This window comes from Lentzea rhizosphaerae (genome assembly GCF_042649515.1).
GTDB classification, from domain to species: Bacteria; Actinomycetota; Actinomycetes; order Mycobacteriales; family Pseudonocardiaceae; genus Lentzea; species Lentzea aerocolonigenes.
The window spans coordinates 1-13,969 of sequence record NZ_JBHRZI010000002.1; the positions used below are offsets into that span (position 1 = coordinate 1).

Below are 13,969 nucleotides of genomic sequence, written 5' to 3' on the forward strand. Positions count from 1 at the left end.
CAGGGTGCGCACGGTGCGGGGCTCGAAGGTGCGGGCGTAGCCCACCACGGTCGCCTCGTGTTCGGCGGGCACGGTCTTCATCACCGCGGCCACCGCGGCGACGTGCTCGACCGACAACGCGCCCTCGGCCACCGCCTGCGCCGTGAGCGGAAGCACCGGGGCGAGTTCACTACCGGTCGGGGTGATGTCCTTGGTCAGCAGTGCGGCGGTGTCGATCCACCGCGTGGCGACGTGCAGATCCCAGCGGACGACGTGCCGCAACACCTGCGGCAGATTCCTGTACCCGAGCTCGCTCGCGGCCCCACGCCGATCCAGCTCGGCGACGATCTGCAACGCGGCATTTTCCCGGACCCGGATTTCCGTCACCTCGTCGACGAGACTGCGCAGCAGCTCGTCGGTGGAGAGGAGTCGGGTTTCGATCACGTGTTCTACTCTACCGCAAGATCACAGTAAGATAACGGGAAAGTGCGAACACAATCGAGTGAATCACCCAGCCGACCCCACCCGGGAACGCGATGCCGAAGGCGAGCCGTACAGGGCTATGCGTCATCGGGTAAGCGGTAATGACGTGAGCCGAACAGCCCAACGCGACCACGCACGAGTGCGATTGGGGCTTGACTTTGGGAGCGAGGTGCTAGCCTTTTCGGATCGGGCGGGTGCGGAGCATCCGGCCTTTTCCGCCCGACACAGCGCCTCGCAAGGGCCCCGAAGTCAAGCCCCAATCGCAATCGTCGCGAAGCGGCGATGAAAAGACCCGGCTCGTCATACGACCCGCGCAACCGACAACACGAGGCGACACGACCAGCGAAACGCGACCCCCTCCGCTGGAACCGGAACTCGTCGGTGTCAGCCGAACCCCGGCCTCGCACGAGCTGATCGCGGGAGCCATCCACCCCAGCCCTGTCGTAGAAACCCGCATCTAGGGACTAGCGCATACCGCAGATTGAATACAGTATGGACGTAGGAGGTGTCCTGATGAGCAGGCGGAAGAAGACGGAGCCCTACGTGCGGCTCACCCGGCCGCTGGTGCGCGACGCAGGCGTCCTGCGCCCCGCCACCTGGGACGAGGCTCTGGACCGCGCGGCCGAGGGGTTCCGGCGCAACGTCGCCCAGCACGGGCCGGACGCGTTCGGCATGTTCTCCTGTGCGCGGGCCACCAACGAGATGAACTACATGGCCCAGAAGTTCACCAGGGCCGTGATCGGCACGAACAACGTCGACAGCTGCAACCGGACGTGTCACGCGCCGAGCGTGGCCGGTCTCGCCAAGGTGTTCGGCAGCGGCGGTGGCACCTCCTCCTACCAGGAGATCGAGGACGCCGACCTGATCATCCTGTGGGGCTCGAACGCGCGTGAGGCCCACCCGATCTTCTTCCAGCACGTGCTGAAGGCGGTCAACAAGGGCGCGAAGCTGTACGTGGTCGATCCGCGGCTCACCAGCACCGGCAAGTGGGCGCACAGGTGGTTGCGGCTCAACGTCGGCACCGACATCCCGCTGGCCCACGCCATCGCGCGCGAGATCATCGCGTCCGACCTCACCAACACGTCGTTCATCGAGCGGGCGACTGAAGGGTTCGAGGAGTTCGTCAAGGCCGTCGAGCCGTGGACGTTGCCGGTCGCCGAACTGGAGACCGGGGTGCCCGCCGAGCTGATCCGCGAGCTCGCGCACGCCTACGCCAAGGCCGACCGCGGGCAGCTCAGCTGGACGCTCGGCATCACCGAGCACCACAACGGCACGGACAACGTGCTGAGCCTCATCAACCTGTCGCTGCTCACCGGCCAGGTCGGCCGCTACGGCGCGGGGCTGAACCCGTTGCGCGGGCAGAACAACGTGCAGGGCGGTGGTGACATGGGCGCCATTCCCGACCGGCTGCCCGGCTTCCAGGACGTCACGGACCCGGCCGTCACGGCCAAGTTCAACGCCGCGTGGGGCTCGAACATCAGGGCGCAGAAGGGCTGGAACCTCACCCAGATGCTCGAGGCGATGGAACGCGGTGACATGACCACCGTCTACATCATCGGCGAGAACCCGGTGCAGTCCGAGGCCGACTGCGAACACACGATCAAACGACTGTCCAACCTGGACCACGTGGTGGTGCAGGACATCTTCCTCACCAAGACCGCGCAGCTCGCGCACGTGGTGTTGCCCGCCGCGGCGGCCTGGTGCGAGACCGACGGCACGTTCACGAACAGCGAGCGGCGCGTCCAGCGGGTGCGCAAGGCGCTCAACCCTCCGGAGGGCGCGCGCGACGACATCGAGATCATGAGCGAGATCGCCGCACGGCTCGGCGCCGACTGGGAGCACAAGACCGGCGAGGACGTGTGGGACGAGCTGCGCAGCCTGTCCCCGTTGCACACCGGCATGTCCTACCGGCGGCTGGAGGAGCTCGGCGGCATCCAGTGGCCGTGTCCCAGCGAGGACTCCCTCGAACCCAGCTTCCTGCACGCGCGGCTGTGGGAGGAGGACCCGGTCAAGCGCGGCATGCCCGCCACGTTCTCGCCGGTGCTGCACAGTCCTCCTGTCGACGAGCTGACCGAGGAGTTCCCGTTCCGGCTCACCACCGGGCGCCGGCTCGACTCCTACAACACCGGCGTGCAGTCGGGCGGGTTCTCCTCGCCACTGCGCAAGGGCGAGACGCTCGACCTGTGCCCGCAGGACGCGGCGATGCTCGGGGTCACCGACGGCGAGGAAGTCAAGATCACGTCCCGGCGCGGCCAGATCCAGGCGCCCGTGCGGATCGACGACGGTCTCACGCCCGGCCTGGTGTTCATGACCTTCCACTTCCCGGACGAGATCGACGTCAACGTCATCACGATCGAGGCGACCTGCCCGATCGCGGGCACGGCTGAGTACAAAGCCGCCGCCATCCGCATCGACAAGCTTCCGGTGCCTGCTGTGTCCGGGAAGGTGGGCTGAGTGGACCTCAAACTGCTCGACGTCGAGCCCACCGAGGCCGAACGCGTCGTCGTCGACCTGTTCACCGGCATGGGGCGGGACCAGCTGCTGCCGGCCCTGCACGCGGTCAACGACAGGGTGGGCTGGATCAGTCAGGGCGCGCTGAACCACGTCTGCCGAGTGCTGCACGTCCCGCCGGCCGAGGCGTACGGGGTGGCGAGCTTCTACTCGTTGTTCTCGTTGACCGAACGTCCGGCGAAGGTCGTGCACGTCTGCGTCGATCTGGCGTGCCAGGTCAACGGCGCAAAGGCGTTGTGCGACAGGCTGACCGACGAGCTCGGGCCGGCCGGGGCGAAGAGCGGCTGGTTGCGCAGCCCGTGTCTCGGGGTGTGCGAGAAGGCTCCGGCGGCGCTGGCGTTCGAGGCGGGGGAGGTGGCGAAGGAGCAGCTCCTCGCGCCCACCCACGCCGGTGAGGTGATCGCGGTGGCGGCCGCCGGTCCCTCCTGCACCGACGACGGGCGCGCGGAGGTGCCGCAGGCCGGTTCTCCCGCCCTGCGGCTGCTCAAACGGGTTGGTGTCGTCGATCCGGAGTCGCTGGACGACTACCGGGCGACGGGCGGCTACACGGCGTTGCGCACGGCTCTACTCCTCGGGCCGTCCGGGGTGATCCGCGAGGTCACCGACGCGAAGCTGATGGGCCGCGGCGGTGCGGCGTTCCCGACGGGACGCAAGTGGGACGCGACCGCCCGCCAGCCCGTCCGGCCGCACTACCTGGTGTGCAACGCGGACGAGAGCGAACCCGGCACGTTCAAGGACCGGCTGCTCATGGAGGGCGACCCGTTCGCGGTGATCGAGTCGATGACGATCGCGGGGTTCGCGGCCGGGTGCTCGCGCGGCTACCTCTACCTGCGCGGCGAGTACCCGCGCGCGTTGCACCTGCTGCGCAACGCGATCGCCAAGGCACGCGAGCGGAACTTCCTCGGCGAGAACATCATGGGCCACGAGGGTTTCTCGTTCGACATCGAGATCCGGCGCGGCGCCGGCGCCTACATCTGCGGCGAGGAAACGGCGATCTTCAACTCCATCGAGGGCTTCCGCGGTGAGCCGCGGTCGAAGCCTCCTTTCCCGGTGGAGCAGGGGCTTTTCGGCAAACCGACAGTGGTCAACAACGTGGAGACGCTGGTCAACGTGCCGGTGATCCTCACGGAGGGGTGCGAGGCATACACGCGTATCGGCACTTCCGGTTCCACGGGTCCGAAGCTCTTCTGCCTGTCGGGGAACGTGAGTCGTCCGGGCGTGTACGAGGTGCCGTTCGGTACCACGCTCTCCGGACTCCTCGATCTGGCGGGTGGCGTGCCGCCAGGCCGGGAGCTGCGAGCGGTACTGCTCGGCGGGGCGGCAGGCGGGTTCGTCCGGCCGGACGAGCTCGACCTGCCGCTCACCCTGGAGGACGCCCGCGCCGCCGGCACCACGCTCGGCTCCGGTGTCGTGCTGGTGCTGGACGACACCGCCGACCTCGGCAGCTTCCTGTTGCGCATCGCCGCCTTCTTCCGCGACGAGTCGTGCGGGCAGTGCGTGCCGTGCCGGATCGGGACCGTGCGCCAGGAAGAAGCGCTGCACCGGCTCGTCGGCAAACGCCCGTTGAGCACCAGTGCCGAGGATCTCCAGCTGTTGCGGGAAGTCGGGCAGGTCATGCGCGACTCGTCCATCTGCGGTCTCGGGCAAACCGCCTGGAACGCCATCGAATCAGCGCTCGACAGGCTCGGCTGTGCTGAATCATTTGGGCGAGAGGAGGCAGCGACATGACGATCGTCGAAATCGGACTTCCGAAGCGGCTGGTCGAGCTGACCTTGGACGGCGAAAGCGTTCGCGTGCCGGAAGGTGCGACGATCCTCGACGCGTGCACGTCGGTCGGGAAGTCGATCCCGACGCTGTGCTACGGCGACACTCTCGAGCCCGCAAACGCTTGCCGCGTCTGCATGGTCGAGGTCGAGGGCTCGCGCACGCTGGTGCCGTCGTGCTCGCGCAAGGTCGAGCCCGGCATGGTCGTGCGCACCGAGTCCGAGCGCACGCAACACAGCCGCAAGCTGGTGCTGGAACTTCTGGGGTCCGCCACGGACCTGTCCACCACGCCGCACGTGGACGAGTGGATGTCGGCGTGCGGCGCCGACCCGTCCCGCTTCGGTCCTGACGCCGAAACGAAACTCCAACCGACCACAGTGGACAATCCGCTGTACGTCCGCGACTACGGCAAGTGCATCATGTGCTACAAGTGCGTCGACGCGTGCGGCGACCAGTGGCAGAACAGCTTCGCCATCTCCGTGGCGGGGCGCGGGTTCGACGCGCGGATCTCCACCGAGTTCGCCACGCCTTTGCCCGAAAGCGCTTGCGTCTACTGCGGCAACTGCATCGAGGTCTGCCCGACCGGTGCGTTGAGCTTCAAGCGCGAGCACGACAAGCGCCAGGACGGCACGTGGGACGAGTCGAAGCAGTCCCAGACGACGACGATCTGCACGTTCTGCGGTGTGGGCTGCAACCTCACCCTGCACGTGCAGGACAACGAGATCGTCAAGGTCACCTCACCGCACGAAAGCGCCGTCACGCACGGAAACCTGTGCATCAAGGGCCGATTCGGCTGGCAGCACGTGCAGAACCGCTAGGTACCGGGAGGGCGCTGGAGATGTCGTTGATCCTCAAGCCTGGAACTTCCTGGAACGACGTGTACTCGCGGTGCGCCCGGGTCGCACCTGAAGCGTTCCACGACGATCGGCTGCTCAACCACTTCGGCGGTGCGTGGAGTCGTTCGGGCGAACCGATGCCCGCGACCACTCCGGTCGACGGCTCCACCACCGCGGGCCCGCCGTTCCTCGACTTCGACGTCGCGGGCCGGGCGGTGGTCTCCGCCGTCGAGCAGCACGTGCAGTGGCGTGAAGTGCCGCTCGCGGAACGCAAAGCGCGCGTCTCGGAGGCCCTTGACTCCCTCACCGAGCACCGCGACCTGCTGTCGTTGCTGCTGGTCTGGGAGATCGGCAAGCCGTGGCGGCTCGCGACGGCCGACGTCGACCGCTGCATCGAGGGTGTGCGGTGGTACGTCGAGGAGATCGACGGGATGCTGGAAGGCCGCGCACCGCTGTCCGGCCCGGTGAGCAACATCGCGTCGTGGAACTACCCGATGAGCGTGCTGATGCACGCGATGCTCGTGCAGGCGTTGGCGGGCAACGCCGTCATCGCGAAGGCGCCGACCGACGGTGGCGTGAGCTGCCTGACCCTGGCGACGGCACTGGCTGTGAGGTCGGGGCTGCCGCTGACGCTCGTGAGCGGCAGCGGTGCCGAGCTGGCGCCGGTGCTGGTCGGATCGTCGGTCCTGGGTTGTGTGTCCTTTGTGGGCGGTCGGGACGTCGGCAGCGCCATCGCGGCGCGGCTGGTCGACTCGCAGCGGCGGCACGTGCTGGAGCAGGAGGGCCTGAACTGCTGGGGTGTCTGGGAAACCGACTCCTGGGAGATGCTCGGCACGCAGATCCGCAAGGCCTTCGACTACGGCAAGCAGCGCTGCACGGCCTATCCGCGGTACGTCGTCCAACGGTCGTTGTTCGACAAGTTCCTCGACGTCTACCTGCCCGCCGTGCGGGACGTGCGGTTCGGGCACCCGCTCGCCGTCGCTTCACCCGGCGACGAGCTGCCGGAACTGGACTTCGGGCCGCTGATCAACGACGCCAAGGCCAAGGAACTGGGTGACGTCGTCGACGAGGCCGTCCGCGCGGGCGGTGTGCCGCTGTACCGGGGATCGCTCGGCTCCGGCCGGTTCCTGCCGGGCCAGCAGACCGCCGCCTACCTGGCACCGGTCGCGATCCTCGACCCGCCGCGGTCGTCGGTGCTGCACCACGCCGAGCCGTTCGGTCCGGTCGACACGATCGTGCTGGTGGACACCGAGGCCGAACTGCTGGCCGCGATGAACGCGTCCAACGGTGCCCTGGTCGCGTCGCTGGCCTGTGACGACGAGGCGACGGCGCGACGCTTGAGCGAGGACGTCCAGGCGTTCAAGGTCGGCATCAACAAGCCTCGTTCGCGGGGTGACCGGGACGAGGTGTTCGGCGGCCGCGGCGCTTCGTGGCGCGGTGCCTTCGTGGGCGGGGAATTGCTCGTCCACGCCGTCACGGAAGGGCCTCCGGGTGAACGGCCGTACGGCAACTTCCCCTCCTACTCGCTCTACCCACCCACGTGACGTATCGGGCGGACTTGCTCCGCATCGTGCAAACCGTCGTGGCACCGTCCGCCGCCGACATCGACCAACACGCCAGATTCCCACGCGCCGCCCTGAACGCACTGGGCGCGCGCGGACTGCTGGGCATGACGATCTCGCGCACGGTCGGCGGCGGGGGACAGGACCTGCGCGCGGCCGGACGAGTGGTCGAACACGTCGCACAAGCATGCGGCGCAACGGCTTCCGTGCTGCGCTCGCACTACTCGGCAGCGGCCGTGCTGGACCGCTCGGGACCGCACTGGTTGCGGGCGGAGATCGCGGCGGGCCGCCACCTGGCGACACTCGCGGCGTTCGGCACGGGCGGCGAGGTCTCGACGCACGGCGACGTGGTGCAGGTGCGGGCGCGCAAGAGCTGGGTGATCGCGGCGGGGGAGGCGGACAGCTACGTCTGGTCCTGCGGCCCAGGGCTGTGGCTGGTCCCCGCTCAGGCACCTGGGTTGCTCGTGCCGGCCGACCACGCCGGGATGGGCCTGCGCGGAACCGTCGCCACGTGCGTGGAGGCGGATCCCGTGCGCATACCTGCGTCGAACAGGCTGTGGTCGGAGGAGCTCGCGTACCCGTGGTTCCTGGTGCTCGGCGCCGCGGTGTCGCTGGGGCTGATGGAAGGCGCGCTGGCGGCGGCGCTGGGACATCTCGGCGGCGGAGATCCGCGCACAAGGGCCGACCTCGCCAGGATGCGGCTGCGGACCGACTCGGTCCGCGTGCTCTACAACGACACGCTGTCCGCGGTGACGTGGCATCCGGAACGATCGCAGGACCGCGTCCGGCTGCTGGCGGTCACCGCGACCGAGGCCGCCGTCGCGGTGACCGACCTCGCGATGAAGGTGTGCGGGGACGCGGCTTTCCGCCGGGACCTGGGCATCGAGCGCCGGTTCCGGGACGCGCGGGCGGCCGCGGCGATCGAGCCGACCGTGGACGCGTTGCTGGATTCGCTGGAGATCTGACGATCGGGTTGGCTAGGGTCGCGATCATGACCTCCGGAGCGTTCGACGTACCCCTCGACGGTGAACGCGCCCAGCTCGAAGCCTTCGTCGAGGACTACCGCCGTGCCGTCGAGGCCACCCTCGACGGCCTCACCGAGGAAGAGGCCCGCCGAAGGCTCGTCCCGTCGGCGACGACCTTGCTCGGGCTGCTCAAGCACGTCACGTGGATGCAGCGGGTGTGGTTCGAGGAGTGCGTCGGTGGCACGCCCCGCCGTGAGTTCGGGCTGGGGCAGACTCCCGACGAGTCCTTCCAGCTCTCCGACGACGACACCGTCGCCACCGTCACGCAAGCCCACCGGGAAGCCTGCGCCACGGCCAGGAAGCTGGTCGCGGGCCTGCCGCTGGACACGGTCGTGACGGGCCACCGCATGGGGCCGCGGACGCTGCGCTGGGTGTACCTCCAGGTGCTGCGGGAGCTGGCCCACCACTGCGGGCACGCCGACATCCTGCGCGAACAGGTGCTGAGTTCTCGTGGCGCGACGCAGTACGTTGGCGGGTAATTCACGCTCAGCAGGGTGCCTCGCGGCAACGTTCTGCGCCGCCCCACTAGAGCCGCGCCCTGACCTCGTCGGCCCTCGGCTCACCCAGTTCCTCGAACAGCGTCACCGACTCCAGCCAGCACTTCTCGGCGCCGCGGCGGTCACCGATGCCGTCCAGCGCCAGGCCGAGGTTGTCGAGCGACTCCGCCTGCCCGTACAGGTCGCCGATCGCGCGGAACGTCTCCAGCGCCCGCTCGACGTACGACACGGCCTGGGGGTGGTCGAGCAGCCCGCGGTACACCTCGCCGATGTTGTTGAGCAGGATGGCCTCGCTGTAAGGGTCCTTGACCTCGCGCCGGATCTCCAGCGCCCGCAGATACCGCGACAGCGCGACGTCGAACCGGCCGGCGTCGGCGTGCAGCAGGCCGATGTTGTTCAGCGTCACGGCTTCCGTGTGCAGGTTGCCGAGCTCGCGTGCGATTTCGGCGGCCTGCTCGTAGCACGACAACGCCTCGTCGACCCGTCCCTTCACCATGTAGGCGATGCCGAGGTTGTTCAGCGTCGGTTCCTGCCGCGCCTTGTCGCCGGTCGCCCGGAAGATCGTCAACGCCTGCTGGTAGCACTCGATCGACTCGTCGTGGCGCCGGACCTCGCGCAGACCGATGCCGAGCGTGATCAGCATCCGGCCTTCCGCGCTGCGGTCACCGACGGAACGCGCGGCCGCGAGCGCGACCTCGTGCGTGTCGAGCCAGTCGGCCCAGTGCTTGCGCAGGTTGAAGAAGTCCCACAGGCACTGGGCGAGGGTCCAGGAGTGTTCCGGTAGACCGTGCTCGGCGGCGTCGCGGACCGCGGCGACCAGGTTGGCGCGTTCGGTGTCGCACCAGAGCAACGCGGTGTCGCGGTCGGCGAACGTGCGCGGGTGCACGGCCGGGTCCGCGGGTGGGATGTCCAGCTTGCGTTGGGGGTTGAGCTGCTGCACGTTGTGCCACGACGTGTGCACGTACCAGTCCAGCACTCGGCGACGTGCCATCGTGCGTGCAGGCGGTGGTTCGGTGGCGGTGACCTGCTCCACGGCGTACGCACGCAACAGGTCGTGCAGGCTGTAACGGCCGGGTGTGTGCTGCTGGAGCAGGTGCTCGTCGAGCAACGTCTCCAGCAGGTCGGCGGCTTCGTGCGCGGTCAGACCGGCCAGTGCGGCGGCGGACTCGGCCGTGACGTCCTCTCCCGGGTGGAGTCCGAGGAGGCGAAACAGGCGCCTCTGGTTCTCCGGCAACGCCTGGTACGAGAGGTCGAACACGCCCCGTGTGCCGAGACCGCCCCCTCTTTCCAGCTGCGCCACGAGGTCCAGCATCGTCCACTGTGGACGGCGAGCGAGCCGTTTCGCGGCCAGCGCCACGGCGATCGGCAGGTGACCGCACAGCTCCGCGACCCGTTCGGCGGCCTCGTGATCGGCCTGCACCCGGTCCTCCCCGGCGATCCGGGAGAGCAGCGCGAGTGCCTCACAGGACGTGAAGACGTCCAGCAAAACCGACTTCACGCCGTCGAGCCGCAGCAGCGTGCGGCGGCTGGTGATCAGTACCACGCAGGTCGCGCTGCCGGGCAGCAACGGCAGGACCTGGTCCTCGCCCGCGGCGTTGTCCAGCAACACCAACGCGCGTTTGCCCGCCAGCCGGTCGCGGTAGAGCGCGGCCCGTTCCTCCAGCGACTCGGGGATCTGCCCGCCGGGAACTCCCAGCAGGCGCAGGAAGCTCTCCAGCACGGCGGCCGGCTCCGCGGGCAGCTCGTCGGGGTCGAAGCCGTGCAGGTCCGCCCACAGCTGCACGTCCGGATAGTGCTTCACGAGCCGGTGTGCCGCGCGCACGGCGAGCTTCGTCTTGCCGACGCCCGCCATGCCCTCGATCGCGGAGATCACGACCGTGGAGTGCGGCCCCGGCTCGCACAACCGCCGCAGCTCCGACTCGCGGCCGGTGAACTCGGCGATGTCCATCGGCAGCTGCCGGTGCGCGTTCAACGCGGCGGGCGAGGACACCCGGCTCTCGAGGATCACCTGCTGCAACTGGCGCAGCCGCGCGCCGGGCTCGACCCCGAGCTGCTCGACCACGTGCCTGCGCGCGGTCGCATAGGCCTCCAGCGCCTCGCCGCGGCGGCCGGACCGGTCGAGCGCGAGCATCAGCAGCGCCCACAGCTCCTCCCGCAACGGGTGCAGCGCCGACTCCCGCCGCAGCCGGTCGATCACGTCGTCGAACCGGCCGAGCTCCAGCGCCGCCTTCGCGTACCGCTCGACGGCGGTGAGCCTGCGTTCCTGGATCCGGGTGAGCTCGGCGCGCAGCAACGGTCCACCGCTCAGCTCCCCGGTCGGGACGCCGTGCCACTTGGCCAGCGCCTGGGCGAACGCCTCCGCCGCGGCCCCGGTGTCGTTGTCCGCCAACGCCTCCTCGCCGGCCCGCACGAGCTCGTCGAACGCGTCCAGGTCGAGCTCGCCGGGCTCGACGAGGAGCTGGTAGCCGTGACCGGGCCTGGTGATCAGCCGGTCTCCCAGCACCTTGCGCAACCCGGCCACGTACGTGCGCAGGTTGGACTCGGGCGAGACGGGCGGTGAGTCCCAGACCGCGTCGGTCAGCTGGGCGACGCTGACGGCCTCGCCCGCGTGCAGCAACAGCATCGTGAGCACCGCGCGCTGCCGGGGTCCGCCCAGCTCGAGCAGTGCGCCCTCCCGCCGTACCGCCAGCGAACCGAGCAGCAGGAACTCCACAGGCGTGTCTCTCCTCAACGATCTTGAACGTCCTGATCGGGTCATCCTCGCGCACGCACTGACCTTCTGTGCACAGCCTGGGCGAAATCTGTGCGCGCCCCCTGGCACCTTTGTACCCAGATCCGGTACTTGCGCCGCCGGGCCTGGGAAGACCTGGGACAGGGGGTCGGCGCAGCTGCCAGGTCCGGTTCCCCCAAGAACCCGGCCGACGTGTGAAAGTCACCGCGCGCGTCGGCCACCTTCACAAGACCGGTGGCCCGGACGGGTCCCCCAGACTGGAACGGGCCACCACCTTGTGCCGCCAGGCGGAAACGGTTTGGGAAACCGGCCACGTACCGCTGAGCGGGCGGACTTCTCGCCGGTGTGACGACGCCGCAACGATCAGGCGCTACGAAGGGTCCATGGAGACCGCTCTGAAGCATCCGGTCGATCAGGTGCTGCCACCCGCGCGCCTGGGGTTGCTCGGTTTGCAGCACGTCCTCGCGATGTACACCGGCTGCGTCACGGTGCCGCTCGTCTTCGGCGCCGCGGCGGGCCTCGACACCCGCACGATCGGCCTGCTGGTCAACGCAGACCTGCTCGTGGCCGGCCTGATCACGGTGCTGCAGGCGCTCGGCATCGGCACCGTCCTGGGCATCCGCCTGCCGGTCGTGGCGGGCGCGACGTTCACCGCCGTGACGCCGATGATCCTGATCGCGGGCCAGTACGGCGTGCAGGCGGTCTACGGGTCGATGCTCGCCGCGGGTGTGTTCGGGATCCTGATCGCGGTGCCGTTCGCCCGCGCCGTCCGGTTCTTCCCGCCGGTCGTGACCGGTTCGGTGATCACGGTGATCGGCCTGTCGCTGATCGGTGTCGGGGCCGGGTTGATCACGGGTCAGGACGGGGAGGGTTCGGGCAGGGAGCTCGGGCTGGCGTTCGGCATCGTGCTGGTGATCGTGCTCGTCGGCCGGTTCGCCCGCGGCCTGCTCGGCCAGCTGGGCGTGCTGATCGGTCTGGTCGGCGGCACGATCGCGGCGATCTTGCTGGGCCTGACGGACTTCTCCGGCGTCGGTGGCGCCGCGTGGCTGGGGATCGCGCAGCCGTTCCACTTCGGCCCGCCGCAGTTCCCGCTCGCCGCGGTCGTGTCGATGTGCGTGGTGATGCTGGTGACGTTCACCGAGTCGACCGCCTCCGTGCTCGCGGTCGGCGAGATGACCGGGCGCCCGGTCACGTCCCGCGACCTGGCCCGCGGACTGGCCGCCGAGGGCGTCTCGGGCGTGCTGGGCGGCGTGATGAACGGGTTCCTCGACACCGTCTTCGGCCAGAACGTCGGCCTGGTCGGCATCACGAAGGCACGCAGCCGGTACGTCGCCGCGGTCGCCGGCGCGATTCTGGTGCTGCTGGGCCTGATCCCGAAGCTCGGCGCGGTCGTCGCGGCCCTGCCCGGCCCGGTGGTCGGTGCGGCTGGGCTGGTCATGTTCGCGACCGTTGCGGCGCTGGGCATCGCGATCCTGCGCGGGGTCGACTTCGAGAACACCGGGAACCTGCTGATCGTCGCGGTCACCATCGGGGTCGGGTTGCTGCCGGTGGTGGCGCCGAAGATCTACCAGTCGTTCCCCGCGTGGGCACAGGTGATCGGCGGCAGCGCCATCACCAGCGCGGCGCTGACCGCCTTCGTGCTCAACCTGCTGTTCAACCACACTCGTCGAGGTATTTGAACGCTTCACGGCGTTGTGGCAGCGGACGGCGGGGTTCGCGCACCCCGCTGCCGTCACCACCGCCCTCGACCCAGACGGTCACGACGTCCCACCGTCCGACGCGCGTGCCCGCAGCAGGACGCTGCGCCACGACGACGCCGTTCATCAGGGGATGGGGACTGTCCGGATCAGGACTCTGCAGGAGCAGACCCGCGTCGTGGCCCACGAGCCACGCGTCGAGCGCCTGTTTGCCGTGGAAGTTCGGAACCACCACTGTCACCTGACTTCACCCGGAACCGACGGTACTCCACCGAGCCCTCAGAATTCCGGTGAACGCCTCGAATTCCGCCGCCATCGACACCTCGTCCGGTTGCAGCAACCACTGCTGCTGCAACCCGTCGATCACCGCGATCGTCGTCCGCACGATCGTGCCGACCGGTGCGTCCGGAGCGAACTCGCCGCGCTCCTTGCCCGCCTCCACGGCCTCGGTCAGCCACGTCCGGACGCTCGCGTAGTGCTCCTGCACCCACGCGTGCGCGGGATGCGCCGGTTCGACGGCCTCCGCCGCGAGCCGCACGAACAGTCCCACCAGGTGCGGCCGCGTCGAGTTGCGCGCCACCAGCGCGGTCAGTGCGTCGAACGCCGCCCAGCCCAGCGGTGGCGCCGTGGTGCCGGTCAGGAAGTCGCCGTCCTGGCGGTCGCGTTCCTCGAGCACGGCCGCCAGCAACGCCGCCTTGCTCGGGAAGTGGTGCAGCAGACCGGACTGCGACAGGCCGGTCTTCGCGGCGACGGCGGCGACCGACGTGCCTTTGAAGCCTGCCAGCGCGAACAGTTCGATGGCGGCGGCGACGGCCTTCGCCCTGGACTCCTCGCCGGAGACGTCCACCCGTGACCTGGCCCGGTACCGGGGAGGGAAGGACACG

At 69.4% G+C, this 13,969-nt stretch carries 11 protein-coding genes; 7 read left to right on the forward strand and 4 right to left on the reverse strand.

The window, feature by feature from the left end; translation table 11 throughout:
• Positions 1 to 423 (reverse strand): DUF222 domain-containing protein (locus ACFOWZ_RS00280; protein ID WP_382366962.1); only part of this gene is annotated, 423 nt, incomplete at its 3' end.
• A gap of 552 nt (positions 424 to 975) precedes the next feature.
• On the opposite strand from ACFOWZ_RS00280, the gene ACFOWZ_RS00285 reads away from it, so the two are divergent.
• Genes ACFOWZ_RS00285 through ACFOWZ_RS00310 form a run of 6 tightly spaced genes read left to right on the forward strand, consistent with a single transcriptional unit; the run spans position 976 to position 8,639 of the window.
• Positions 976 to 2,916 (forward strand): molybdopterin oxidoreductase family protein, encoded by a 1,941-nt coding sequence (locus tag ACFOWZ_RS00285; RefSeq protein ID WP_382366964.1) that lies wholly within the window; start codon positions 976 to 978, stop codon positions 2,914 to 2,916.
• A 57-nt stretch (positions 2,917 to 2,973) separates the two neighbouring features.
• Positions 2,974 to 4,701 (forward strand): NAD(P)H-dependent oxidoreductase subunit E, encoded by a 1,728-nt coding sequence (locus ACFOWZ_RS00290; RefSeq protein WP_449280275.1) that lies wholly within the window; start codon positions 2,974 to 2,976, stop codon positions 4,699 to 4,701.
• On the forward strand, positions 4,698 to 5,555 hold the full coding sequence (locus ACFOWZ_RS00295) for a 2Fe-2S iron-sulfur cluster-binding protein (protein ID WP_382366968.1): 858 nt from the start codon (positions 4,698 to 4,700) through the stop codon (positions 5,553 to 5,555). Before ACFOWZ_RS00290 ends, ACFOWZ_RS00295 begins: the two co-directional genes overlap by 4 nt.
• 20 nt (positions 5,556 to 5,575) lie before the next feature.
• Entirely contained in the window at positions 5,576 to 7,117 is a 1,542-nt protein-coding gene (locus tag ACFOWZ_RS00300) for an aldehyde dehydrogenase family protein (protein WP_382366970.1), read from the forward strand.
• A gap of 26 nt (positions 7,118 to 7,143) precedes the next feature.
• The gene (locus tag ACFOWZ_RS00305) at positions 7,144 to 8,100 is read left to right on the forward strand and encodes an acyl-CoA dehydrogenase family protein (protein WP_382366972.1); all 957 of its coding nucleotides are present in this window, start codon (positions 7,144 to 7,146) and stop codon (positions 8,098 to 8,100) included.
• A gap of 26 nt (positions 8,101 to 8,126) precedes the next feature.
• Positions 8,127 to 8,639, forward strand: a complete 513-nt coding sequence (locus tag ACFOWZ_RS00310; protein ID WP_382366974.1) for a DinB family protein — start codon at positions 8,127 to 8,129, stop codon at positions 8,637 to 8,639.
• A 46-nt stretch (positions 8,640 to 8,685) separates the two neighbouring features.
• Here the strand turns inward: ACFOWZ_RS00310 and ACFOWZ_RS00315 are convergent, their stop codons facing one another.
• Positions 8,686 to 11,370 (reverse strand): AfsR/SARP family transcriptional regulator, encoded by a 2,685-nt coding sequence (locus ACFOWZ_RS00315; RefSeq protein ID WP_382366976.1) that lies wholly within the window; start codon positions 11,368 to 11,370, stop codon positions 8,686 to 8,688.
• Positions 11,371 to 11,771: 401 nt separating this feature from the next.
• Here ACFOWZ_RS00315 and ACFOWZ_RS00320 point away from each other — a divergent pair, with 401 nt between their 5' ends.
• Complete coding sequence (locus ACFOWZ_RS00320; protein ID WP_382366978.1) at positions 11,772 to 13,067, forward strand: nucleobase:cation symporter-2 family protein; 1,296 nt, start codon at positions 11,772 to 11,774, stop codon at positions 13,065 to 13,067.
• Here ACFOWZ_RS00320 and ACFOWZ_RS00325 read toward each other — a convergent pair.
• A complete protein-coding gene (locus ACFOWZ_RS00325; protein ID WP_382366980.1) occupies positions 13,042 to 13,326 on the reverse strand; it encodes a PASTA domain-containing protein in 285 nt (94 codons plus the stop codon). The two genes, ACFOWZ_RS00320 and ACFOWZ_RS00325, sit on opposite strands and share 26 nt — an antisense overlap.
• 6 nt (positions 13,327 to 13,332) lie before the next feature.
• Positions 13,333 to 13,968 (reverse strand): TetR/AcrR family transcriptional regulator, encoded by a 636-nt coding sequence (locus ACFOWZ_RS00330; protein WP_382366982.1) that lies wholly within the window; start codon positions 13,966 to 13,968, stop codon positions 13,333 to 13,335.
• Position 13,969: the final 1 nt, after the last annotated feature.

Coding starts and splice junctions, on each gene's coding strand:
- ACFOWZ_RS00320 (WP_382366978.1), top strand. CDS start 11,772: ATGGAGACCGCTCTGAAGCATCCGGTCGATCAGGTGCTGCCACCCGCG.
- ACFOWZ_RS00285 (WP_382366964.1), top strand. CDS start 976: ATGAGCAGGCGGAAGAAGACGGAGCCCTACGTGCGGCTCACCCGGCCG.
- ACFOWZ_RS00300 (WP_382366970.1), top strand. CDS start 5,576: ATGTCGTTGATCCTCAAGCCTGGAACTTCCTGGAACGACGTGTACTCG.
- ACFOWZ_RS00295 (WP_382366968.1), top strand. CDS start 4,698: ATGACGATCGTCGAAATCGGACTTCCGAAGCGGCTGGTCGAGCTGACC.
- ACFOWZ_RS00310 (WP_382366974.1), top strand. CDS start 8,127: ATGACCTCCGGAGCGTTCGACGTACCCCTCGACGGTGAACGCGCCCAG.